The sequence below is a fragment of the Roseovarius azorensis genome, from assembly GCF_900109455.1.
GTDB lineage: Bacteria > Pseudomonadota > Alphaproteobacteria > Rhodobacterales > Rhodobacteraceae > Roseovarius > Roseovarius azorensis.
The window spans coordinates 49,904-71,345 of sequence record NZ_FOAG01000003.1 but is presented as its reverse complement, the minus strand read 5'-3'; the positions used below and the strand labels follow the sequence as shown (position 1 = coordinate 71,345).

Annotated in this window: 21 protein-coding genes; 14 read left to right on the top strand and 7 right to left on the bottom strand. The window is 64.1% G+C overall.

Annotated features, from left to right (window positions below):
- Nucleotide 1: 1 nt before the first annotated feature.
- Nucleotides 2–1,327 (bottom strand): M48 family metalloprotease, encoded by a 1,326-nt coding sequence (locus tag BSG08_RS05805; RefSeq protein WP_093033523.1) that lies wholly within the window; start codon nt 1,325–1,327, stop codon nt 2–4.
- A 76-nt stretch (nt 1,328–1,403) separates the two neighbouring features.
- Between BSG08_RS05805 and BSG08_RS05800 the strand changes: the two genes are divergently transcribed.
- The 9 genes from BSG08_RS05800 to BSG08_RS05765 all read left to right on the top strand — a co-directional run bounded on the left by BSG08_RS05800 (nt 1,404) and on the right by BSG08_RS05765 (nt 10,468).
- Nucleotides 1,404–2,558 carry a pyridoxal phosphate-dependent aminotransferase gene (locus tag BSG08_RS05800; protein ID WP_093033520.1) on the top strand — a complete coding sequence of 385 codons (1,155 nt, stop codon included), beginning with the start codon at nt 1,404–1,406 and terminating at the stop codon, nt 2,556–2,558.
- A 134-nt stretch (nt 2,559–2,692) separates the two neighbouring features.
- The gene (locus BSG08_RS19795; protein WP_281248258.1) at nt 2,693–2,818 is read left to right on the top strand and encodes a hypothetical protein; all 126 of its coding nucleotides are present in this window, start codon (nt 2,693–2,695) and stop codon (nt 2,816–2,818) included.
- 174 nt (nt 2,819–2,992) lie between these two features.
- Complete coding sequence (bamA, locus tag BSG08_RS05795; protein ID WP_245770617.1) at nt 2,993–5,242, top strand: outer membrane protein assembly factor BamA; 2,250 nt, start codon at nt 2,993–2,995, stop codon at nt 5,240–5,242.
- Between the two features lies 1 nt (nt 5,243).
- Nucleotides 5,244–5,846 carry an OmpH/Skp family outer membrane protein gene (locus BSG08_RS05790; RefSeq protein WP_093033514.1) on the top strand — a complete coding sequence of 201 codons (603 nt, stop codon included), beginning with the start codon at nt 5,244–5,246 and terminating at the stop codon, nt 5,844–5,846.
- Nucleotides 5,847–5,923: 77 nt separating this feature from the next.
- Complete coding sequence (gene fabZ / locus BSG08_RS05785) at nt 5,924–6,388, top strand: 3-hydroxyacyl-ACP dehydratase FabZ (protein WP_093033511.1); 465 nt, start codon at nt 5,924–5,926, stop codon at nt 6,386–6,388.
- A 3-nt stretch (nt 6,389–6,391) separates the two neighbouring features.
- Nucleotides 6,392–7,186, top strand: coding sequence for an acyl-ACP--UDP-N-acetylglucosamine O-acyltransferase (gene lpxA / locus BSG08_RS05780; RefSeq protein ID WP_093033508.1), 795 nt, complete (start codon nt 6,392–6,394; stop codon nt 7,184–7,186).
- A gap of 2 nt (nt 7,187–7,188) precedes the next feature.
- Nucleotides 7,189–8,097: an LpxI family protein gene (locus BSG08_RS05775; protein ID WP_093033505.1), complete on the top strand. Its 909-nt coding sequence runs from the start codon at nt 7,189–7,191 to the stop codon at nt 8,095–8,097.
- Nucleotides 8,094–9,245: a lipid-A-disaccharide synthase gene (lpxB, locus tag BSG08_RS05770; protein WP_093033502.1), complete on the top strand. Its 1,152-nt coding sequence runs from the start codon at nt 8,094–8,096 to the stop codon at nt 9,243–9,245. The genes BSG08_RS05775 and lpxB overlap by 4 nt, the downstream gene beginning before the upstream one ends.
- A gap of 128 nt (nt 9,246–9,373) precedes the next feature.
- The gene (locus BSG08_RS05765; RefSeq protein WP_093033499.1) at nt 9,374–10,468 is read left to right on the top strand and encodes an ABC transporter ATP-binding protein; all 1,095 of its coding nucleotides are present in this window, start codon (nt 9,374–9,376) and stop codon (nt 10,466–10,468) included.
- 15 nt (nt 10,469–10,483) lie between these two features.
- On the opposite strand, the gene BSG08_RS05760 is transcribed toward BSG08_RS05765, so the two are convergent.
- From BSG08_RS05760 to BSG08_RS19425, 4 genes are all read right to left on the bottom strand, one after another.
- The gene (locus BSG08_RS05760) at nt 10,484–11,791 is read right to left on the bottom strand and encodes an HlyC/CorC family transporter (RefSeq protein WP_093033496.1); all 1,308 of its coding nucleotides are present in this window, start codon (nt 11,789–11,791) and stop codon (nt 10,484–10,486) included.
- Between the two features lie 110 nt (nt 11,792–11,901).
- Nucleotides 11,902–12,873: a site-specific tyrosine recombinase XerD gene (locus tag BSG08_RS05755; protein WP_093033493.1), complete on the bottom strand. Its 972-nt coding sequence runs from the start codon at nt 12,871–12,873 to the stop codon at nt 11,902–11,904.
- Entirely contained in the window at nt 12,870–14,402 is a 1,533-nt protein-coding gene (locus BSG08_RS05750) for a hypothetical protein (protein ID WP_245770606.1), read from the bottom strand. The genes BSG08_RS05755 and BSG08_RS05750 overlap by 4 nt, the downstream gene beginning before the upstream one ends.
- Nucleotides 14,389–14,538 (bottom strand): hypothetical protein, encoded by a 150-nt coding sequence (locus tag BSG08_RS19425; RefSeq protein ID WP_175544704.1) that lies wholly within the window; start codon nt 14,536–14,538, stop codon nt 14,389–14,391. Before BSG08_RS19425 ends, BSG08_RS05750 begins: the two co-directional genes overlap by 14 nt.
- 163 nt (nt 14,539–14,701) lie before the next feature.
- Here BSG08_RS19425 and BSG08_RS05745 point away from each other — a divergent pair, with 163 nt between their 5' ends.
- A complete protein-coding gene (locus tag BSG08_RS05745) occupies nt 14,702–15,211 on the top strand; it encodes a shikimate kinase (RefSeq protein WP_245770616.1) in 510 nt (169 codons plus the stop codon).
- On the top strand, nt 15,208–16,326 hold the full coding sequence (gene aroB, locus BSG08_RS05740) for a 3-dehydroquinate synthase (protein WP_093033490.1): 1,119 nt from the start codon (nt 15,208–15,210) through the stop codon (nt 16,324–16,326). Before BSG08_RS05745 ends, aroB begins: the two co-directional genes overlap by 4 nt.
- Before the next feature lie 62 nt (nt 16,327–16,388).
- Here aroB and tyrS read toward each other — a convergent pair whose 3' ends face one another.
- On the bottom strand, nt 16,389–17,642 hold the full coding sequence (tyrS, locus tag BSG08_RS05735; RefSeq protein WP_093033487.1) for a tyrosine--tRNA ligase: 1,254 nt from the start codon (nt 17,640–17,642) through the stop codon (nt 16,389–16,391).
- A gap of 63 nt (nt 17,643–17,705) precedes the next feature.
- On the opposite strand from tyrS, the gene BSG08_RS05730 reads away from it, so the two are divergent.
- Genes BSG08_RS05730 through BSG08_RS05720 form a run of 3 tightly spaced genes read left to right on the top strand, consistent with a single transcriptional unit; the run spans nt 17,706 to nt 20,698 of the window.
- The gene (locus BSG08_RS05730; RefSeq protein ID WP_093033484.1) at nt 17,706–18,806 is read left to right on the top strand and encodes an anhydro-N-acetylmuramic acid kinase; all 1,101 of its coding nucleotides are present in this window, start codon (nt 17,706–17,708) and stop codon (nt 18,804–18,806) included.
- On the top strand, nt 18,806–19,537 hold the full coding sequence (locus BSG08_RS05725; protein WP_093033481.1) for a maleate cis-trans isomerase family protein: 732 nt from the start codon (nt 18,806–18,808) through the stop codon (nt 19,535–19,537). Before BSG08_RS05730 ends, BSG08_RS05725 begins: the two co-directional genes overlap by 1 nt.
- Before the next feature lie 18 nt (nt 19,538–19,555).
- Nucleotides 19,556–20,698, top strand: coding sequence for a trans-sulfuration enzyme family protein (locus tag BSG08_RS05720; RefSeq protein ID WP_093033478.1), 1,143 nt, complete (start codon nt 19,556–19,558; stop codon nt 20,696–20,698).
- A gap of 367 nt (nt 20,699–21,065) precedes the next feature.
- On the opposite strand, the gene BSG08_RS05715 is transcribed toward BSG08_RS05720, so the two are convergent.
- Nucleotides 21,066–21,404, bottom strand: a complete 339-nt coding sequence (locus BSG08_RS05715; protein ID WP_093033475.1) for a TfoX/Sxy family DNA transformation protein — start codon at nt 21,402–21,404, stop codon at nt 21,066–21,068.
- Between the last annotated feature and the right edge of the window lie 38 nt (nt 21,405–21,442).

The following is a 21,442-nucleotide window of genomic DNA, read 5'->3' as shown; positions in this document are numbered from 1 at the left end:
ACTATCTCCGTTTTTCGTCGGCTTCGGCAGCGGCAAGCACGTCCTGTGCCCGCTGCCAGGCGGCAGAGCCGCGCGGCAGCAGCGCTGTCGCGCGTTCGGCGTGGATCTTAGCATCTTTCAGGCGTCCTGCCATCGCATATCTCTCGGCGGTCAGGACCGAAGCCATGCCGTTGTTGCCCTGTTTGGCGTAAGCGACCGCCAGATCGCGCAGAATGCGCGAATCGCGCCCGTCCTGGCTGCGCGAGCGTTCCAGAAACTCCTGCGCCTTGGCAACCTGCCCGTCGGCCAGCAGGGAACGCCCGTAAGAGCCCAGAATGAGCGCATTGCCGGGCGCGAGATTGGTTGCCCGGGCATAGGCGGCCACCGCAGGTTTGATCTGGCGGCCCTCCATCAGGATCTGGCCGCGCAACTCGTGCAGATAGGGATCTTCGGGACGGCGCGCGACGGCGCCGTCGATTGCCGCCATGGCGCGTTTCAGATCGGCCTGCCGGTGATAGGCGATGGCCTGCCGCATCAGTCTGATATCCTCGTGGCCCGATTCCCCGGCCCGTGTGAGGGTCCATTTCGGCGAGCGCAGGAACGCCGAGAGCTTGCCCTTGGCGCGGGCGAACCAATACTCTGCCTGCGGATCGGGCCGGACGGTGGCGCCCTGCGCCTCTGCCAGTTGCTGGATGCGCCGGAAACGATCGCGCGATAGCGGGTGCGTGCGCGCATAGGCGTCCTGCCGGGTGACCGAAAGCGCCTCTTGTCCGCGGAAAATCTCCATCACCTCGACCGCGCCGCGCAGATCGACCCCGGCGGCGGCCATGAAGCGCATGCCGCTCGAATCGGCGGCGTTTTCCTCGGCGCGGGTATGGGCAAAGAAACTGCGCAGCGCGGCTCCCTGTATCCCCGCCGCCGCCCCGGCGGCGAATTCGCCGCTGCCGGCGGCGATCCCGGCGGCAGCGGCAAGGGCGCTGCCGATGCCGGCGGCGGTGCGGGCATTGCGGGCATTGATCGGGCGGCGCATCAGGTGGCCATTGGCTATATGCGCGGCCTCATGCGCGATGACCGATTGCAGCATGGCCGGGGTCTGCATGCGCAGGATCAGGCCGGAATGGATGAAGATCGTATCGGCATCGACGACAAAGGCGTTCATCCCGGCATCGTCGATCACCAGAATACCCACCCGTGCGGGGCTAAGCCCCGCAGCCTTGAGAATGGGAGCGGCCAGTTCGCCCAGGGCGTGCTCGATGTCGGGATCGCGCAGCAGCGTCAGCGCCCGGGCCGGAGCCGCCGCCAGCAGGCTCAGGACCAGCGAAATGGCGAGAAAACGAACAAGTTGCATTGACGCGCGCTACCTTTCCCAGTGAAACCGTCGCCACGGTCATTAGTCTGATGTCTTTAAACTTGAGAGGAATGTAATGCGAAACTCGGCCCGGTCCAAGGTTGACCCTTTCATCGTGATGGATGTGATGGAGGCGGCCCGCCGCGCCGAGGCGGCAGGCCGCCACATCATCCACATGGAGGTTGGCCAGCCGGGCACGCCCGCGCCACGGGGCGCGCGCGATGCGCTCGGTCGCGCCCTGGGCACTGACGCCATGGGTTACACCGTGGCACTTGGCCTGCCGGAACTGCGCAGTCGCATCGCCCGGCTATATGCAGAGTGGTACGGGCTTGATCTCAATCCCGACCGGGTGGTGATCACGCCGGGGTCGTCGGGGGCGTTCATTCTGGCCTTTACGGCGCTGTTCGATGCGGGGGACCGTGTGGGCATCGGCGCCCCCGGCTATCCCAGTTATCGCCAGATCCTGCGGGCGCTCGATCTGGTGCCCGTCGATATCGAAACTGCGGCGGAAAACCGCCTGCAACCGGTCGCCTCCGATCTTTCGGGCCGCGATCTGCGCGGGCTTCTGGTGGCGAGCCCGGCGAATCCGACCGGCACGATGCTCGACCGCACAGCGCTCGCCCGTCTGATTGACGCAACGGCAGAGCAGGGGGCCAGTTTCATCAGCGACGAGATTTATCACGGTATCGAATATGAGGCCAAGGCGGTGAGCGCGCTCGAGATCAGCGATGACTGCTATGTCATCAATTCGTTTTCCAAGTATTTCTCGATGACCGGCTGGCGTATCGGCTGGATGGTGGTGCCCGAGGATCATGTGCGCAGCGTCGAGCGGCTGGCGCAGAATCTCTTTATCTGCCCGCCTCATGCCAGTCAGATTGCCGCCCTGACCGCGATGGACTGCGCGCCGGAACTGGAGGCCAACATGGCGGTTTACCGACGTAACCGCGCACTCATGCTCGACGGTTTGCCACGCGCAGGCTTTGACCGGATCGCGCCGCCGGACGGGGCATTCTATATCTATGCCGATGTGCGTCACCTGACCAGTGACAGCCGCGCGCTTGCCGCCGAAATCCTTGAACATGCAGGCGTGGCGGTGACCCCCGGTCTCGATTTCGACCCTGCGCGCGGTGCCGGCACGCTGCGGTTTTCCTATGCCCGCGCCACGGCGGATATCGAGGAAGGTCTGGCGCGGCTTGCACGTTTCATGGCGGCGCGTAGCGCGGTGGGGTGAGGCCGGGAAATTGAGTACTTGAAGGAAAGTGAATGGGTATTTGCCCAAATTCTGTCACGTTTCGTTCGGTATATTGTCAAAATTCGGGGGCAAAAGTTAAGCAGTCGCAAAGATCCAAGAGACACGGCAGCGCCATGGAACAGTTGAAAAACGGATATCGCGGGCTGAGAGTGCTGATCGAGATCAACACCGATCTGCTGCTTTTCCTGATGACGCTCGGGCTGGCGCTCGCTGCGGTGAGCTATCTCGGCACCATCTGAACCCCGCCGGGTATTGCGGTAACTCGCGTTTTGACAAGCCCAGACAGACGCGGTAGTGACAACTGCATCTGCATGTCTGACCGGGTTTGAATAATGAATCACGATAACGTTGACGGGCCTTCGCGCCCCTTGCTCTCCTGCTTTGTGAAAACCCTGTCCGGCACAGTCGCCGTGATGCTTCTGGCGTTCATCCTGCTGGGGGCGGTCACGCCCGCAACGGCGCAGTCCTACAATTTTTCGTCGGTCGTGATCGAGGGCAACCAGCGGATCGAACCGGCGACGATCCTCAACTTTGCAGGCATTGAGCGCAACACCACCATATCGGCTGGCGAATTGAACGATGCCTATCAGAAAATCCTGGCCTCGGGTCTATTCGAGCAGGTGGAGCTGGTGCCGCAGGGCAATACCCTGCTGATCCGGGTGATCGAGTTTCCCACCATCAACCGGATCGCGTTCGAAGGGAACAACAGGATCAAGGACGAGGATCTGCAAGGTTTCATCCAGAGCAAGGTGCGTCAGGTCTTCAGCCCCTCTCAGGCCGAGCGGGATGCCGGAACGATTGCCGAGGCTTATGTGCAGAACGGGCGTATCGCGGCGCGCGTGACACCCAAGGTGATCCGCCGCAGCGACAACCGGGTCGATCTGATCTTCGAGATATTCGAGGGCCGCAAGATCGAGGTGCAGCGCATCGGCTTTGTCGGCAACCGCGCCTATTCCGACCGCCGCCTGCGCCGGGTGATCGAGAGCAAGCAGACCGGGCTTTTGCGGGCGCTGATCGAGCGCGATACCTTTGTCGAGGACCGGATCAATTTCGATCGTCAGGTTCTGACCGATTTCTACAATTCGCGTGGCTATGTCGATTTTCGCGTGACCGGAACCAACGCCGAGCTGGCGCGGGAGCGCGATGCCTATTTCGTCACCTTCAACGTTCAGGAAGGGCAGCAATTCCGTTTTGGCGAGATCACCACCGTCAGCGAGATGAACGGGGTCGAGGCCGAGGACTATCACAGCACCCTGAAAATTCGCCCCGGCGTGATCTATTCGCCGACGCTGGTGGAGAATTCCATCGCGCGGATGGAACGGCTCGGGATCAGGAACGGCGTCGATTTCCTGCGGGTCGAGCCGCGTATCACCCGCAACGACCGCGATCTAACGCTTGACGTGGAATTCGTGCTGCAACGCGGCCCGCGTGTCTTTGTCGAGCGCATCGACATCGAAGGCAACACCACCACGCTCGACCGGGTGATCCGGCGTCAGTTCGACGTTGTCGAAGGAGACCCGTTCAATCCACGCGCGATCCGTCAGGCCGCAGACCGGATTCGCGCCCTGCGCTATTTCAAGGATGTGGACGTGAATGCCCGCGAAGGTTCGCGGCCCGATCAGGTTGTCATCGAGACCGACGTGGAGGAAACCACAACCGGCACCGTCTCTGTCGGGGCCAGTTTTTCCACCAATGCGGGACTGGGCATTCAACTGGGGTTCAGCGAGCGCAATTTCATCGGTCGCGGCCAGCAACTGACCGCACAGATTCTCGCAACGGGTGACACGATCAATTACAATCTCGGATTTGTCGAACCGGCCTTTCTGGGGCGCGATGTTGCCTTTGGTCTCGATTTCGCGTTTCGGGAAACCGACAATGATAACAGCCTGTTCGACACCGCTATCGGTACATTCCGGCCAAGTCTGACGTTTCCGACCGGCGAAAACACGCGCCTTGGTGTGTTCTACAATGCAAGCTACGAGGAAATGTCGGATTACAACGGCACTTCGGGCATTCTGCAGAGCGAGGTTAATCAGGGGGGGCTCTGGACCAGTTCGGTCGGCTATGAGTTCAGCTATGACACCCGCCGCACCGGCCTCAATCCCAATGCCGGGGTGCTGTTGTCCTTTGGCCAGGAATATGCCGGGCTTGGCGGTGACAACGAGTTCATCAAGACGACGGCCCGGCTTGTCGGTCAGACCACCGTGCTGAACGAAGAGGTTACGCTGCGCGCCATTCTTGAGGGCGGCGCGTTCGAATTTTCGAGTGGCCAGAACAGCCGGTTCCTCAACCGTTTTAGTGGCCAGGTCATTCGGGGGTTCGAAGTGAATGGCATGGGGCCGACAGAAGGTAATGAGCAGTTGGGTGGTGATTACTTTGCCGCGCTGAAGCTTGAGGCCGAGTTTCCGCTCGGGTTGCCGGATGAATACGGAATCACCGGCGGTGCCTTTTATGATGTGGGTTCGATCTGGGGGATCGGCAACCAGGCGGCGGCGACCGGACCGCTGGCCTCTACCGGATTCAAGGCGCGCCATGTGATCGGTTTCTCGGTCTTCTGGTCCTCGCCCTTTGGCCCGATCCGCATGAATTTTTCCAACGCGCTGCAGAAAGAGCCGGGCGATTTCGAGCAGCAGTTCGACCTGACGGTCAGAACGGATTTCTGACATGCGCGTGGCGCTTGCTCTGACCGGGCTGGCGGCGCTGCTGGCATTTGGATCACCGACACCGATCAGCGCGCAGCAGATGGGTGTGGTGCAGAGCGACGTGGTGGTGATCGACCCCGAGCGGTTGTTGACCGAGACGCTCTATGGCCAGCGCCTGCAATCCGAGCTTCAGGCGGCGCGCGACCGTCTTATTGCGCAGAATGACCGCGTGGCGCAGGATCTGGAGGCCGAGGAACTGGCTCTGACAGAGAAACGGGCGACTATCCCGCCTGACGAGTTCCGCGAGATGGCCGATGCCTTTGACCAGAAGGTCGAGCAGTTGCGCCTTGACGCCGAGCGGATGGCGCGCGAGCTTGAGCGGCGCCGCGATATGGCACCGATCCAGTTCATGCGCCTCATTCAGCCGATTCTGTCCGAGCTGCTGCAAGAGACCGAAGCCGTGGTGATGCTGGATGTGCGCAGCGTGCTCCTGCGCTCGGAGGTGGCCGATGTGTCGGATCTGGCGATTGCCCGGATCAATGAACGGATCGGCAGCGGTCCCCCCCTCTCTGGCGCACAGGACGTGACCCCGGATCCGGCAGAGCCGACCGTATCCGGAGATTAGCCGAACATGGCCTGCCTTGCCTCGACCGGGCGCTGTTGCTAGGGACCGATGCAGGTGACGACGCGAAAGGATAGCCTATGACCGAGCCGCTCAAATCTGCGGACATCCACCTGATCCAGCGGCTGATCCCGCATCGCTACCCGTTTTTGCTGGTGGACAAGGTGCTGGATATCGACGGCTATCAATCGGCTCGTGGGATCAAGAATGTCACCATGAACGAGCCGCATTTCCAGGGTCATTTTCCGGGGCATCCGATCATGCCGGGCGTGACCATCATCGAGGCAATGGCGCAAACCGCGGCGGTCATGGTCGGCACGGCGCTTGGCATGGAGGATCGCGGCATGCTGGTCTATTTCATGACCATCGAGAACGCCAAGTTCCGCCGCATGGTGTTGCCCGGCGACGTTCTGGAAATGAAGCTGCGCACGCTGCGTGGCAAACCCGGCGGAAAGGTCTGGAAATTCGCGGGCGTGGCCGAGGTGGCCGGCGAGATGGCCGCCGAGGCCGAATTCACCGCGATGATGGACCTGCAGAAAGACTGAGCCATGACAGAGACGCTCATCCATCCCTCGGCCTGTGTGGAGCCGGGCGCGCAGATCGGCGCGGGTTGCCATATCGGCCCGTTCTGCCATGTCGGCCCCGAGGTACGGCTTGGTGCGCGGGTGACGCTCAAGTCGCATGTGGTCGTGACCGGCGACACGCAGGTTGGCGAGGATACGGTCGTCTTTCCCTTTGCCTGTATCGGCGAGGTGCCGCAGGATCTGAAGTTCAGGGGTGAGAAGACATCTCTGGAGATCGGCGCTCGCAATCGTATCCGAGAGCATGTGACGATGAACACCGGCACCGAGGGGGGCGGCGGCATCACCCGTGTGGGCGATGACGGTCTGTTCATGGCGGGCTGTCATGTGGCGCATGACGTGCAGATCGGCAACCGGGTGATCGTGGTGAACAACGCCGCGCTGGCCGGGCATTGCATTGTCGAGGACGATGTCATCATCGGCGGACTGTCGGGTATTCACCAATGGGTGCGGATCGGGCAGGGGGCGATCATCGGCGCGGTCACGATGGTCACCAACGACGTGATCCCCTACGGTCTGGTGCAGGCGCCGCGCGGGCAGCTTGACGGTCTCAACCTTGTGGGGCTCAAGCGCCGTGGCGTGTCGCGCAGCGACATTACCGCGCTGCGCGCTGCGTTTCAGATGCTGGCGCAGGGCGAGGGCGCGTTTCAGGATCGCGCCCGCCGTCTGGGCGAGGAGACCGAAAGCGATTATGTCCGGCAGATCGTCGATTTCGTGACCGCGCATTCCGATCGCTCCTATCTCACGCCCGGTCAGGGGTAGGGATGGGGCTGGCGCTGATCGCTGGGCAGGGCGGGTTGCCGCCGCATCTGGTGCGCAGCCTGCTGGCGCGGGGCGAGGTGCCGCTCTTGTGCGAGGTCGAGCAGTTTCCCTCGGAGGTCACCGGCGATCTGCCGCGCCTCGGCTTTCGGCTGGAGACCTTCGGCACGCTGTTGAACACGTTGCGCGACAGGGGGGTGAGCCGGCTGTGCATGGCCGGGGCCATGCGTCGACCGCCGGTCGATGCCGCGCGTATCGACCTTGCCACCGCGCCTCTCGTTCCCCGTCTGCAATCGGCACTGGCGCGGGGCGATGACGGCACGCTGCGCGAGATCATCGCCATCGTCGAAGAGCAGGGTATCGCCGTGGTCGGCGCGGCGGAGCTTGCGCCGGAGCTGTTGCCCGCGCCGGGGTTGCTCAGCGGTGCGCTGCCGGGCGGGATCGACGCCGATATCGAAATGGCCGAGGCGGTCCTCGCCGAAATGGGGCGTGCGGATCTGGGGCAGGCGGTGGTGGTGCGGGCGGGGTGCATCATTGCGCGCGAGGACGATCGTGGCACCGACGCCATGTTGGGTGATCTTGTCCGGCCGGGGGCAGATGACGGCTGGTCGCTCGATCCGTTCGATATTGCGGAGCGGGCGGTTGGCGGCGTGGCCGACTGGCTCAGTGCCACGGATAACGGGCCCGACCGGCCTGCGGGCGGTCTGCTCTACAAGGCGCCCAAGCCGGGGCAGGATCTGCGCGCAGACATGCCGCTGATCGGTCCCGAGACAGCGATGCGCGCCGCCGAAGCCGGGCTGGACGGCATCGTGATCGTGGCGGGTGGCGTGATGGTGCTGGAACCCGAGAATGTCTGCGCGGCACTCGCCGCGCGCGGCATGTTTCTGTGGGTTCGTCCCGGAGCGGATCCGTGAAGGTCTTTGTCATCGCCGGCGAAGCGTCGGGCGACAAGCTGGGGGCGGCGCTGATGGCGGGGCTCGCATCGCTTGCCACGCCGGAATTTCACGGTGTTGGCGGTCCCCTGATGCAGGCCGAGGGCCTGCGCAGCCTGTTTCCGATGGAGGATCTCAGCGTCATGGGTCTTGCGGAAATCCTGCCCAGATATCCGCATCTCAAGCGCCGCCTGAACCAGACCGTCGCGGCGGTTCTCGACACCGCGCCTGACCTGCTTATCACCATCGACAGTCCCGATTTCTGTCTGCGCGTGGCGCGGCGCGTCAAGGCCGCGCGGAACGACATCCGCACCGTGCATTATGTTGCCCCCTCGGTCTGGGCGTGGCGGGCGGGGCGGGCGCAGAAAATGGCCCGCGTGATCGACCATGTGCTTGCCCTGTTGCCGTTCGAGCCGCCCTACATGCAGGCGGCGGGGATGGAATGCGATTTTGTCGGTCACCCGGTGGTGGCCGAACAGCACCCGAGCGCGGAGCAGCAGGCGGAGTTCCGTGCCCGCCATGCGCTCGGTGATCAACCGTTCCTGCTGGTCTTGCCCGGCTCGCGCCGGGGCGAGGTGACGCGCCTTGCGCCGGTATTCGGAGAAGTGGCCAGCCGAATTGCAGCGGCGCGCCCCGGCATCCGCCTTGTGCTGCCGACAACGGCGCATGTCGCCCCCCTGGTGCGCGATCTGACGCGCGACTGGGCCATACAGCCGCTGATCCTGGCGCCATCCGGCCCGGATTTCGCGCTGGACAAGGCCTGCGCCTTTCACGCCGCCGACTGGGCGCTTGCCGCCTCGGGCACGGTGTCGCTGGAACTGGCCGCGGCGCGTACCCCGATGATCATCGCCTATGACATGAACTGGCTCAGCCGTGCGATCATCTCGCGGCTGCTGAGCGTCGATACGCTCACGCTGGTCAATCTCGTCAGCGACAGCCGCGCGGTGCCGGAGTTTATCGGTCGAAATTGCCGCCCTGATCGCATTGCACCTGCGCTCATCGACCTCATGGGGCGTCCTGACTGTCAGCGGCAGGCGATGGATCTGACCATGCAGCGTCTGGGCGAGGGCGGCGACCCTCCGGGCCTGCGCGCGGCGCGCGCGGTGCTTGGGCGTGCCGGGGTGGCGTGATACGCCCCAAGGGCCGGGGTCGGCATATTTTCACCGGACTATCCGATGGCTTGCACCGGGCGGGCAGGATTGCTATCTGCGACAGGGAAAAACCCGATCAAATTGATCGGATAGAACAAGAGGCCCCGGTGCAGACGCAATCTCCCCGGCTGGAAATCAGGAACCTCACGCGGCGCTATGACGGGCGCCTAGTGGTGGATGATGTGTCGCTCAGTGTGATGCCGGGGCAGGTGACCTGCCTGCTTGGCCCCTCGGGTTGTGGAAAATCCACTACGCTGCGGATGATCGCGGGCGTCGAGATGCAGGATTCAGGCGAGATTTATGTCGATGGCAGGCTGGTCTGCGACACGGTCTTTCGCGTGCCGCCCGAGCGGCGGCATATCGGCCTGATGTTTCAGGATTTTGCGCTGTTCCCGCATCTCAGCGTGGCGCAGAATGTGGGTTTCGGCCTGTCGGGGGACAGAACCGCCAAATCCGCCCGTGTGGTGGAATTGCTGGAGCGCGTCGGGATGGGCCGTTACCTGAATGCCTATCCGCATGAGTTGTCTGGTGGCGAGCAGCAGCGCGTGGCGCTTGCCCGTGCGCTTGCGCCCCGACCCGGCATCATGCTGATGGACGAGCCGTTTTCCGGCCTCGACAACCGCCTGCGCGACGGTATCCGCGACGAGACGCTCGATATCCTGCGCGAACAGGATACCGCGATCCTGCTGGTCACGCATGAACCCGAAGAGGCGATGCGCATGGCCGATGAGATCGCGCTGATGCGCGACGGGCGCATCGTGCAGCAGGGCGCGCCCTACAACATCTACAACGCGCCGGTGGATCGCAGCGCGGTGGCGTTCTTTTCCGATATCAATGTCATTCGCGGCACGGTGCGCGGTGCGCTGACAGAAACGCCGTTTGGTCATTTTCTTGCCCCCGGCGTGCCGGACGGGCAGGAGGTCGAGATCGTCATCCGCCCGCAGCACATCAAGATCGACTTTGACCGCAACGGGCGTGGACCCAACCCGACGTCGCAGGATGGCACGCCCGCCCGCGGCGTGGTCGAGCGCGCGCGGTTCATGGGCTCGGAAAGCCTGGTCGAGTTTCGCATGGATCACGACGGTTCCGTTCTCAAGGCGACGGTGCCGAACGTGTTTCTGCCCAAACCCGGCAAGCCGCTCTGGCTGATGATCCGGCGCGACCGCTGTTTCGTCTTTCCCGCAGGCGCAAGGCGGCGCTGAACGGCGGCGGTCAGGTCACAGTCTGCGAACCTTGAGCTTGGTGATCCGGTTGTCCTTGCGGGCGAGCACCTGAAACCGGAAGCCGTGGAAGATGAACACCTGATCCACCGCCGGAATCATCTGCGCCTCATGGATGACGAGCCCCGCAACCGTGTTCGCGGCGTCATCCGGCAGGGTCCAGTCGGTCGCGCGGTTGAGATCGCGGATCGTCATCGCGCCATCGACGATGAATTGGTTGTCCTCACTTTTGCGGATCGTATATTCGCCGTCCGGATCGAATTCATCGGTGATTTCACCGACGATTTCCTCCAGGATGTCCTCGAGCGTGATCAGGCCCTCAAGCGTGCCGTATTCGTCTACCACAAGGGCGAAATGACTGCGCATGCGCAGGAACTGTCGCATCTGATCGTCGAGCGTGGTCGTTTCTGGTACGAAATACGGCTTGCGTGCAATGCTGCAAACATCAAAATCTTTCAGTGCCTTGGCACCCTCTTTTGATCCGGTGACAAGTTTGTGCATTGCACGCAACAGATCCTTGGCATGCACCACGCCGATGATATTGTCCGGATCTTCCCGATAGAGCGGCAACCGGGTGTGGTTGCTCTCGAGACATTGTGCAAGAATGGCTTCGGGATCGGCCTCTGCGTCGATCATCTCGATCCGGCTGCGATGCAGCATTATTTCCTCGACTGCCCGCTGTCCCAGATCGAGCGCGCCAAGTATGCGGTCGCGATCCTCTTTTTCGACCACGCCCTCGGATTGCCCGAGGTAGAGCGCGCCGGCGATTTCTTCCTTGAGTGCGAGAATGTGGATGTCCGGGTCGGTCTTGACACCAAAGAGGGCCAGCACGCCGCGCACGAACAGGCGGACCGCCGATACGACCGGTGAAAAAACCTTTATAACCAAAAGGATGATCGGTGCTGTTCGGGCGGCGGCGGATTCGGCATTGGTGATGGCATAGGTCTTGGGCAGAACCTCGGCGAAGACCAGCACCAGAAGGGTCATCACCAGCGTCGCCAGCGCCACGCCGCTCTCGCCGAATATCCGCGTGAAAAGGGCCGTCGCCAGCGAGGCGGCAAGAATGTTGACGAGGTTGTTGCCCAGCAGAACGGAACCGATGAGCCGTTCGTTGTCCTCGGTTATCTTAAGGGCGAATCCGGCGCCCTTGCTTCCCTTTTCGGCCTGAGCGCGCAGTTTGCCGCGCGAGGCGGCGGTGAGCGCGGTTTCGCTGCCGGAAAAGAACGCGGACAGGACCAATAGCCCGAGGATGGCCCCGATCGTGATCCAGAAGGTCAGGTCAAGGATGGCGGTTTCGGGGTCCATTGGCGCAGCTTTCGGTTTTTCCTCTTGGTGTTATGCAGGGCGCGCGGGGGTGCTTCAAGGGGTGGTTGCAAACCCGGCAGGCCTGGTTGCCGATGCGGATCGAACGGTTGTCATGGCTCATCGGATGCGGCATCGGTCGCCTGTTTGCGCCGGGCTGCTTTGGCCAGCGGATGATGTTCCTCGACGAGGGCCTGCAAGCGTCCCTCCAGCACGTGGGTGTATATCTCGGTTGTCGCCAGGTCGGCGTGGCCCAGCAAGGTCTGGATCACCCGCAGATCCGCGCCGTTGGCCAGCAGATGCGTGGCAAAGGCATGGCGCAGGGTATGCGGAGTGACCTTGGCGGGCGACACACCGGCGTTGACTGCCAGTTCCTTGATAATCGTGTAGAATCCGTGTCGTGTGAGATATCCGCCGGTGCTGGTCGATGGAAACAGGAATGTCGAAGGGGCCTTGCCGTTGCTGCGCGCCAGGTCTTCGTCTCTGTCGCGCAGCGCCAGCCATGCGGCAAGAGAGTCGCGCGCCGGCGGCGAGAGTGGCACCATGCGTTCCTTGCCGCCCTTGCCCCTGATCAGCAGCATCTGCGGATCACCCCGCGCTGCCGATACCGGCAGCGATACCAGTTCGCTCACCCGCATCCCCGTCGCGTAAAGCAGCGCCATCAGGCAGGTGTTGCGGACGCGGTCCTTTGCGGTCCGGCCATGTTGCTGTGCCGCCTGCAACAGTCGGTTAACCTCGTCTTCGCTCAGCGTCTTGGGCAGGCGTTGCGCCCGTCCCGGCCCCTTGATGCGAATCGCGGGATTGTCGGCGCGCAGGCGCTCGTCAAAGGCGAAGCGGTAGAGTTGCCGCACGGCGGATAGCCGGCGCGCGCGGGTGGCGCGGGCCAGACCCTGTTCATCGCAATGCACCAGATAGGATTCAACATTGTCCTGCGTCGCGGTTTCGAGACCAAGCCCCTGATTCCGAAGCCAGTTCACAAAATCACGCAGATCGCGTTGATAGGCCAGGAGTGTGTTATGGGTGGCACCCAGTTCGGCGGCCTGCGCCTCGAGAAAGAGTGCGATCCAATGCTGGTCCCGGCTCATCCCCGCGCCCCGAGCAACAGCAGTTGAATCGCCGCCCGGCGCGCGGTCTCTTCCAGTCCGACGGTGCGCAGGGTGGCGATCGCCGCCGAGATATCCTCGCGCCCGCCGCCGGAGGATTGATCGAGTTGTGCCGCGGCGCTCAGGATTGCCTCGCCGAGTTGGGCACGATCCAGAAGCGGCTTGTGGGCTGCCGCGGCTTCGGTTGCCGCAAAGCCCGAGGCGATTGCCTGTTCCAGTGCGGTCGTGGCCTGGGCAGCCTGCGGCTGGCCGGTCGCCAGATCGGCAAGAAAACGATGCTGTGCATTCACTGTGCTCAGGTGTTCCGCAGCGGTTTCATATGAGCCGGACAACAAGGTGATCCGGAACGCCAGATCTTCGATTTCAGCCGGCAGGTCCAGCCCCTTGAGACGTGGCGCAAACAGATCCGCAAAGGCCACCTCGAGCCGCTGAGATTGCATCGCCGTCCAGGTTCTTGGCAGAATTCGGGTCAGGGCGGTTGTATCATTGCGGTTCAAAGCGTCATCGAGCACCTGGATCGCGGCCACCCTGTCCCATACGCCGCCCGATGCGGCCGGTTTGCGGGCGGTATAAAGGCCGAAGAGTTGTGTTGCGGGCAGGGCGCCGGTGCGGGCAAGGCGCTCGGCTGCCTCGAGTTCAGCTTTCCAGCCCGCCGTCCCGCGCAGATCGGCATTGGCGAATACCCTTGGAAGGTTGTGGGTCGGCAGGGGGGCGCCGATTGCCTCGAACAGCCGGAACTGAAGCGGCGTGAGGCTGTCGGGAACCGCAGGCGGGGGATTTGTCTCGACAAGCTCAGGATCAAGAAAGAGGGCAAGCAAGGTCTGATCGGCGGGTTCAAGATCGCCAAGAGCAATGGCCGAGTCGTATGTCAGCGCCGCGGTTCCCCAATCGCCCGCCCTTGCGGTGCAGAAAATCCTTGATGCAAGGCTGTTGGTCAAATGCGGCTGGCGCGCAAGGGCGGCGCAGGCGCGGTCCTCGTGTCCGTTCAGCAGAGAGAGATCGAGCCATTGATCAAAGAGGCTCTCCTGCAAGGGTCCGGCGGCCTCGACGAGAGCGAGCGCGGGCTCGACAGCGCCGAACCGTCGCAATGCGTTCAGGCGCGCGGTGAGGAACACCGCATCCTGACCCACATCATCGGGCGCGGTCGCCTCGGCGAGCAGCAGCGTATAGTAGAGCGCCTGAACTGCGGGCAGCGGCTCGGGCGACAGTCGTTCGAAGTGGCGTTGCAGATTGGCCGCCGCGCTGCGGTACCACAGTGAGGCTGGAAGCCCGGTGGCATGGCCGGGCAGCAATCCGACCGCATCCGCGCGGGTTGCGTCAAGGGCTGTGACCTGAACGCTGGGTGTCTCGATCTCTTCGGCAACGGGGGGTTCGCCCAATATGCCGCCTGGCAGAGGCGACACGGTGGCCGTGCTGGCGTCGTTGAGCCATTCGATCGCCGAAAGCGGTTCCTGCGCGAAACCGCCGGTGCCGAGAAAAATGGTAAAAAGGACGGCGCTAGTTCGTTTCAAGAATGATTTCCTGACGAATCTCGTCTTGTGGCGGCGAGAAATCGGCACCGAAGAACGGTCCGACATAGGTATAGGCCACCAGGGCGATGAAGCCCAGAATGGCCAGATAAAACAGCCACTTGATCAATCGAAACATCTGGTCCCCTGACTGCTCTTGCTGGTCTTTTCAACAAGTTATAACTGGCCTTTTGGACAAGATCACGTCATTCAGTGAAAAATATCCGGAATTGGCAGGGGAGCGCCGAAGCGTGTCGGGCGCAGGGGATTGGAAACTAAAGAAAACCGTCGTGCTGGTGGGTATGATGGGGGCAGGCAAGACGGCGGTGGGCAAGGCGCTCGCGGCGCGTCTGGGTGTGCCGTTCCTGGATTCGGACGCCGAAATCGAGAAGGCGGCAAACATGACGATTGCCGAGATTTTTCAAAGGGATGGCGAAGATTTCTTTCGCCGCCGCGAAACCGAGGTCATTGACCGTCTGCTGGACACGCACCGTGGTGTTCTGTCCACCGGGGGCGGGGCGTTTCTGGCCGAACGCAATCGCGCGCTGATGTCGGAAAAGGGGGTTTCGGTCTGGCTCAATGCCGAGTTGCCGCTGCTGTGGTCGCGGGTAAAAGGTAAAAATACCAGGCCATTACTGCGCACAGCTCATCCATATGAAACGCTCAGGGCGATCTATGAGGCGCGCGTGCCGATCTATGCGCTTGCGGATCTGAGCGTGCGGGCGCAGCCCCATTATTCGGTTGAGGATATGGCGGCACGGGTCGAAGAGGCGCTACGGGCGCGCGAGGATGTGTTGGAGAGGGTGCAATGACCGAAATCGTACATGTGGGTCTCGAAGGTCGGGCCTATGACATCCATATCGGAGCGGGGCTTTTGGCCGAGGCGGGAGCGCTGATCGGGCCGTTGCTGAAACGTCCGCGTGTGGCGATCGTGACGGATGAGAATGTTGCGCCGCTGCATCTGGCAACCCTTGCCGGAGGGCTGGAAAGAGCCGGGATTTCCTCGGCTTTGCTGACGCTTCCCGCCGGGGAGGCGACCAAGAGCTGGCCCCATCTGGAGCGGGTGGTGGCCTGGCTGCTGGATCAGAAAGTCGAACGAAATGATGTGGTTATCGCGCTTGGTGGCGGGGTGATCGGGGATCTCGCGGGCTTTGCCGCGGCGATCCTGCGGCGCGGGGTGCGGTTCGTGCAGGTGCCGACGAGTTTGCTGGCGCAGGTCGACAGTTCGGTGGGGGGCAAGACCGGGATCAATGCGCCGCAGGGCAAGAACCTGATCGGGGCGTTCCATCAGCCGAGCCTGGTCCTGGCGGATACGGCAGTTCTGGACACGCTCACGGAACGCGATTTCCTGGCCGGTTACGGTGAGGTGGTGAAATATGGCCTGTTGGGAGATATAAATTTCTTTCAATGGCTTGAAGGCAATGCCTCACGCGCTGCTGCGGGCGATATGGCGGCGCGCGTTCGGATCGTGAAACGGTCGGTCGAGATGAAGGCGGATATTGTCCTGCGGGACGAGACCGAGCAGGGCGACCGGGCGCTGCTCAATCTGGGGCATACATTTTGTCATGCGCTGGAGGCGGCGACACAATATGATGGCGCGCGGTTGTTGCATGGTGAGGGGGTTGCAATCGGCTGTGCGCTGGCGTTCGATCTGTCGGCGCGGTTGGGGCTGTGTTCGCAGGAGGATCCGAGCCGCGTGCGCGCGCATCTGCGTGACATGAAGATGAAGGTTGATCTATCTGATATTGAGGGAAAATTGCCGGATGTTGACGGATTGATCGCGTTGATGGGGCAGGACAAGAAAGTGGTGGACGGCAAGCTGCGGTTCATCCTTGCGCGCGGTATCGGCGAGGCGTTCGTCGCCTCGGACGTGCCGTCCGAAACGGTGCGCGCGGTGCTGGACGAGGCGCTTGGCGCGCGGCGATGAGGTGTACAGGCGGTACAGGGTGAGCGCGCCTTGTGTACGCACCCGCCGCCGCAGCGGGCGCGTCAGTCCGCGAGCCGAACCAGCGCGTGCCGTTTCCGGCCTGCCGAGAGCTTGATCGGTGCGGCGAGATCGGCGGTGCCGATCATGAGCCCGGCATCGGTCAATGGCCGATCATCCATCCGCGCGCCATTCTCGGCGATGAGGCGTTTGGCCTCCTTGCCGGATTTGGCGAGACCGGCGCGCACGATGAGTTGCACGATGGAGAGTCCCCCGGCGACCTCTGCCGCCGTCACCTCGACGGTGGGCAGGTCGTCGCCGACACCGCCATGTTCGAACACCTCGCGCGCGGTGGTCTCGGCCGCCTGTGCTGCCTCGGCCCCGTGCAGCAGGGTGGTGACGGCATTGGCGAGGATGATCTTGGCCTCGTTGATTTCGGACCCTTCGAGCGCGCCGAGGCGGTCGCATTCCTCAACCGGCAGTTCGGTGTAGAGTTTGAGAAAGCGCCCGGTGTCGGCGTCGGTCGTGTTGCGCCAGAATTGCCAGAATTCGTAAGGGCTGAGCATGTCGGCATCGAGCCAGACGGCGCCGCCCGCCGATTTGCCCATCTTGCGCCCGTCCGAGGTGGTCAGCAGAGGCGAGGTCAGGCCGTAGACCTCGTGGTCGATCACCCGGCGGGTGAGGTCGATGCCGCCCACGATATTGCCCCACTGATCCGAGCCGCCCATCTGCAGGAGGCAGTCATAGCGGCGGTTCAGTTCCAGAAAGTCGTAGGCCTGAAGGATCATGTAGTTGAATTCGAGAAAGGACAGCGATTGTTCGCGGTCGAGGCGGGATTTCACGGATTCGAACGACAGCATCCGGTTGACCGAGAAATGCCGCCCGATGTCGCGCAGGAAATCGAGGTAGTTGAGCCCGTCGAGCCATTCGGCGTTGTTGAGCATGAGGGCGTCGGTGGGGCCGTCGCCATAGCGCAGATAGCGGGCAAAGACGCGCTGCATGCCGGCGATGTTCTCGTCGATCTGCGTTGGTGACAGCAGCGGACGTTCGTCCGAGCGGAACGAGGGATCGCCCACCTTGGTGGTGCCGCCGCCCATCAGGGTGATCGGGCGGTGCCCGGTCTTTTGCAGCCAGCGCAGCATCATGATGTTGAGCAGGTGCCCGACATGCAGTGATTTCGCGGTGGCGTCATAGCCGATATAGGTGGTGACCGTGCCCTTGGTCAGCGCCGTGTCGAGCCCCTGCAAGTCGGTGCAATCCGCGAGGAAGCCGCGCGTCATCATCACGCGCAGGAATTCCGATTTGGGCTGATAGGTCATAACGCTTGTCCCGCTTGTCTTTGCGCGGCATGTATAGGCAGTTGGCGGGCGAAGGAAAAGGCCATGTTGAAGGCGGGGCGTCTGTGGGCGCTTGGGGCGATGTCGGGCACCTCTCTGGACGGGGTGGATGCGGCCATGGTCGAGACCGATGGTGTGTTGATCCACGGGTTCGGGGCCAGCGCCTATCGGCCCTATTCGGGGGCGGAGCAGACGGTGCTACGGGCGGCGCTTGGCAAATGGCCGGGCGAGGATCTGGCGGAGGCCGAGGCGCTGGTGGAGCGCGCGCATCTGGAGGTGCTGGGCGGGTTCGACGGCGCGGCGCTGGTGGGGTTTCACGGGCAGACGCTGGCGCATGAGCCGCAGGGGCGGGGCACGCATCAGCTGGGCAATGGCGCCCGGCTGGCGGGAGAGCTGGGCCTGCCGGTGGTCTGGGATTTCCGCAGCGCCGATATCCGGCTGGGTGGCGAAGGCGCGCCGCTGGCACCGTTCTTTCATTTTGCCTGTGCCAAATGGATCGGGGCCGATGCGCCGCTGGCGTTTCTCAATCTTGGCGGGGTGGGCAATCTGACCTGGGTCGATCCGACACGCGCGCGGCCCGAGGAGCCGGGGGCGTTGCTGGCATTCGACACCGGGCCGGCCAATGCGCCGATCAACGATCTGATGATGGCGCGGCGCGGCGCGGCCTATGACCGCGACGGCGCGCTCGGGCGGCAGGGCGTGGTGGCGCAGGACGTGCTGGAGCGGTTCCTGGGCGAGGCGTATTTCCTGCGGATGCCGCCGAAATCGCTGGACCGCGACACGTTTCGCGGCATGATCGGTCTGGTGGCGGATTTGCCGGATGCCGATGCGGTGGCGACGCTGACCGGCATGGCGGCGGCGGCGGTGGCACGCGGCATGGAGCATTGCCCCGAACCGCCCGCGCGGGTGCTGGTGACCGGGGGCGGGCGGCACAATCCGCTGATGATGGAGATGCTGGCTGCCGCATTGGATTGCCCGGTCGGGCCGGTCGAGGCGGTGGGGCTGGACGGGGACATGCTGGAGGCGCAGGCCTTTGCCTATCTGGCGGTGCGGGTGGCGCGGGGGTTGCCCACGTCATGCCCCGGCACGACCGGCGTGCGCGCCGCCGTCTCGGGCGGCACGATCAGTCGGCCGGAGGGGATGTGATGGAGTATGAGCTGGACGCAGGCGCCGGGGCGGGGTTGAGGTTGGGGATGATCCTGCTCAGCGTGGACGAGACCGTGGAATACGAGGCGCGGCAGGTGCTGGCGGGGCGCGAGGTGAACCTGATGCATGCGCGGATTCCGGCGCGCGCCGATGTCACGCCCGGTGATCTGGCCAGCATGGCGCCCGAGATGACGCGCACGGCGGCGCTGTTGCCCAAGGGGCTGAGCGCGATCGCCTATGCCTGCACGTCCGGAGCGACGATCATCGGTTCGGACGAGGTCGCGCGGCTGATCGGTCTGGCGCATCCCGGCACGGCGGTCACCGATCCGCTATGTGCGGTGATCGCGGGCCTGCGGGCGTTGGGGGCGGAACGGATAGCCATGGTGACGCCCTATGTGCCCGAGGTCAGCGGGCCGATGGCGGAGCGGCTGGCCGAGGCCGGGATCGGGGTGGTGCGCGCCGTCAGTTTCGGCCAGAAGGAAGAGTGGACCGTGGCGCGGATCGCCGAAGATAGCACCCGCCGGGCGATGCTGGAGGCGGGGCGCGCCGAAGGGGTGCAGGCGGTTTTCGCAAGTTGCACCAACCTGCGGACATTTGGCGTGATCGACGCGGTCGAGGCGGAGCTGGGTCTGCCGGTGGTGACCTCGAATCAGGCACTTTTGTGGGATATGCTGCGCCGGTCCGGCGTTGAGGCCCATGGCTGGGGGCCGGGGCGGCTGTTTGATCTGTGAGGATGGAAGAGAACGGGAATGACGAATGACCAGATGAAGCCAGCAACCATTGCGGCGCAGGCGGCGGGGGCCACGGACAACGCCACGGGTGGCGTGGTGCCGGGGATCAGCCTGAGCACCACCTATTTGCGGGATGCGGATTATGCCTTGTTGCGGCCCGACAACATCTATGGCCGCGATGCCAATGACACGGTGCGGCAGGCCGAAGAGGTGATCCGGCAGCTGGAAGGGGCGGCGGCAAGCCTGCTTTTCCCGTCCGGCATGGCGGCGGTGGCGGCGGTGTTCCGGGCCTTGCCCTCGGGAGCGCGGGTGGTGATGCAGAACGGCATCTACTGGGGCACGCTGAAATGGGTGCGTGATTACTGCGTGCGCCGGGCGATCCTGCTGGACGAGATCGACGCGGCGGATCCGGGCGCGCTGGCGGCGGCCTGCCGGTCCTCGGCCGATATGGTGTGGATCGAGACGCCGTCGAATCCCTGGCTGAAGACGGTCGATATCGCGGCGGCGGCGGGGGTGGCGCACAAGGCGGGCGCGGTGCTGGTGGTGGATGGCACGGCGGCGACGCCGGTGCTGACGCGGACGCTGGATCTGGGGGCGGACATGGTGATGCATTCGGCCACCAAGGCGCTGAACGGGCATTCGGATGTGCTGGCGGGGGTGCTGTCGTGCCGCGAGCCGGGCAGTGCGATGTGGCGGGAGATCGTCACCGACCGGCACGATGCGGGGGCCATCATAGGCCCGTTCGAGGCGTGGCTTCTGATGCGCGGGATGCGGACGCTGCCGCTGAGGATGGAGCGGATGTGCGCCAATGCGATGGCGCTGGCGGAATATCTCGCGGGGCATCCGCGGATCGAAGCGGTCTATTATCCGGGGCTGGTGGGCCATCAGGGGCACGAGATCGCCCGGCGGCAAATGCAGGGCGGCTACGGGTTTCTGTTGTCGGCGCTGGTGACGGGCGGCAGGGAGCGGGCGCTGGAGGTGGTGGGGCGGCTGCGACTGTTTCATCGCGCCACGTCGCTGGGCGGGGTCGAGAGCCTGGTCGAGCATCGCCATACGATCGAGCCGCATACGGGCATACCCGAGAACCTGATCCGCCTGTCGGCGGGGATCGAGGATGCGGGCGATCTGATCGCGGATCTGGAACAGGCGCTGGAGGGGTGACGGAGTGAGGTCGTGCGCCCCTCTCGCGGGTTGCCATCCTCCGGCCCGACCGGAGGATCCTTGTGGAGCGGGCGGGTGAGGGTGCCACCCGCGCGAACAGCGCCGAAGGCGCCGCGCGATCGCCGGGCCGTCCCGCGGCCTGGCGATTTTGCAGCGAAGTGCAACACTTCGAGGTTTTACGGATTGGGCTGGCATAAAGTGGCAGTTCCCGTCGTTGCATCGCCAGTCCCTGGCCCGTCGGCCGCGCGTCGCGGCGGGCACCCTTTCAACAAGCATCATCCTCCGGCCTGACCGGAGGATTCCGTGCGGCGGGAGGCCCTCGGGTCAAGCCCGAGGGTGACGGGGAGGGGATCGCTCCTCCCTCCCCCTACCGCCGCCGCCCGGTGCCGATCCGGTCGAGGATCGCCTCTATCGCGCTGTCGGGTCCGGCGCCGCTGGCCGCGACCCGCGCCTTGATCGCGTCGAAGCGGGCGCGCAGGGCGGTTTTCTCTGCCCCCTGGCAATCGTTCCAGGGGCGGCCCTGCAACCCCATGACCATGGCGTAATAGGCGATGAAATGGGGTTTCGATCCGCTTTGCAGCAGTCGCTCATAGGCGGCGTCCGGTCCCATGGCGCGCAGATCCTCGGCGCTCAGGATGCCCGCGCGGGCATAGGCGGCGTCGGTGGCGGGACCAAGATTGCGGATCGAGGAGACGGGGGCAGGCATTGGCGGTATTGCTCCGTGAGGAATGTCGGCGGGCCGGG

Bases quoted from the DNA above. Each gene is read 5' to 3' on its own strand.
- BSG08_RS05805 (WP_093033523.1), bottom strand. From the start codon at position 1,327: ATGCAACTTGTTCGTTTTCTCGCCATTTCGCTGGTCCTGAGCCTGCTG.
- BSG08_RS05800 (WP_093033520.1), top strand. From the start codon at position 1,404: ATGCGAAACTCGGCCCGGTCCAAGGTTGACCCTTTCATCGTGATGGAT.
- BSG08_RS19795 (WP_281248258.1), top strand. From the start codon at position 2,693: ATGGAACAGTTGAAAAACGGATATCGCGGGCTGAGAGTGCTGATCGAG.
- bamA (WP_245770617.1), top strand. From the start codon at position 2,993: ATGCTTCTGGCGTTCATCCTGCTGGGGGCGGTCACGCCCGCAACGGCG.
- BSG08_RS05790 (WP_093033514.1), top strand. From the start codon at position 5,244: ATGCGCGTGGCGCTTGCTCTGACCGGGCTGGCGGCGCTGCTGGCATTT.
- fabZ (WP_093033511.1), top strand. From the start codon at position 5,924: ATGACCGAGCCGCTCAAATCTGCGGACATCCACCTGATCCAGCGGCTG.
- lpxA (WP_093033508.1), top strand. From the start codon at position 6,392: ATGACAGAGACGCTCATCCATCCCTCGGCCTGTGTGGAGCCGGGCGCG.
- BSG08_RS05775 (WP_093033505.1), top strand. From the start codon at position 7,189: ATGGGGCTGGCGCTGATCGCTGGGCAGGGCGGGTTGCCGCCGCATCTG.
- BSG08_RS05760 (WP_093033496.1), bottom strand. From the start codon at position 11,791: ATGGACCCCGAAACCGCCATCCTTGACCTGACCTTCTGGATCACGATC.
- BSG08_RS05755 (WP_093033493.1), bottom strand. From the start codon at position 12,873: ATGAGCCGGGACCAGCATTGGATCGCACTCTTTCTCGAGGCGCAGGCC.
- BSG08_RS19425 (WP_175544704.1), bottom strand. From the start codon at position 14,538: ATGTTTCGATTGATCAAGTGGCTGTTTTATCTGGCCATTCTGGGCTTC.
- BSG08_RS05745 (WP_245770616.1), top strand. From the start codon at position 14,702: ATGATGGGGGCAGGCAAGACGGCGGTGGGCAAGGCGCTCGCGGCGCGT.
- aroB (WP_093033490.1), top strand. From the start codon at position 15,208: ATGACCGAAATCGTACATGTGGGTCTCGAAGGTCGGGCCTATGACATC.
- tyrS (WP_093033487.1), bottom strand. From the start codon at position 17,642: ATGACCTATCAGCCCAAATCGGAATTCCTGCGCGTGATGATGACGCGC.
- BSG08_RS05730 (WP_093033484.1), top strand. From the start codon at position 17,706: ATGTTGAAGGCGGGGCGTCTGTGGGCGCTTGGGGCGATGTCGGGCACC.
- BSG08_RS05725 (WP_093033481.1), top strand. From the start codon at position 18,806: ATGGAGTATGAGCTGGACGCAGGCGCCGGGGCGGGGTTGAGGTTGGGG.
- BSG08_RS05720 (WP_093033478.1), top strand. From the start codon at position 19,556: ATGACGAATGACCAGATGAAGCCAGCAACCATTGCGGCGCAGGCGGCG.
- BSG08_RS05715 (WP_093033475.1), bottom strand. From the start codon at position 21,404: ATGCCTGCCCCCGTCTCCTCGATCCGCAATCTTGGTCCCGCCACCGAC.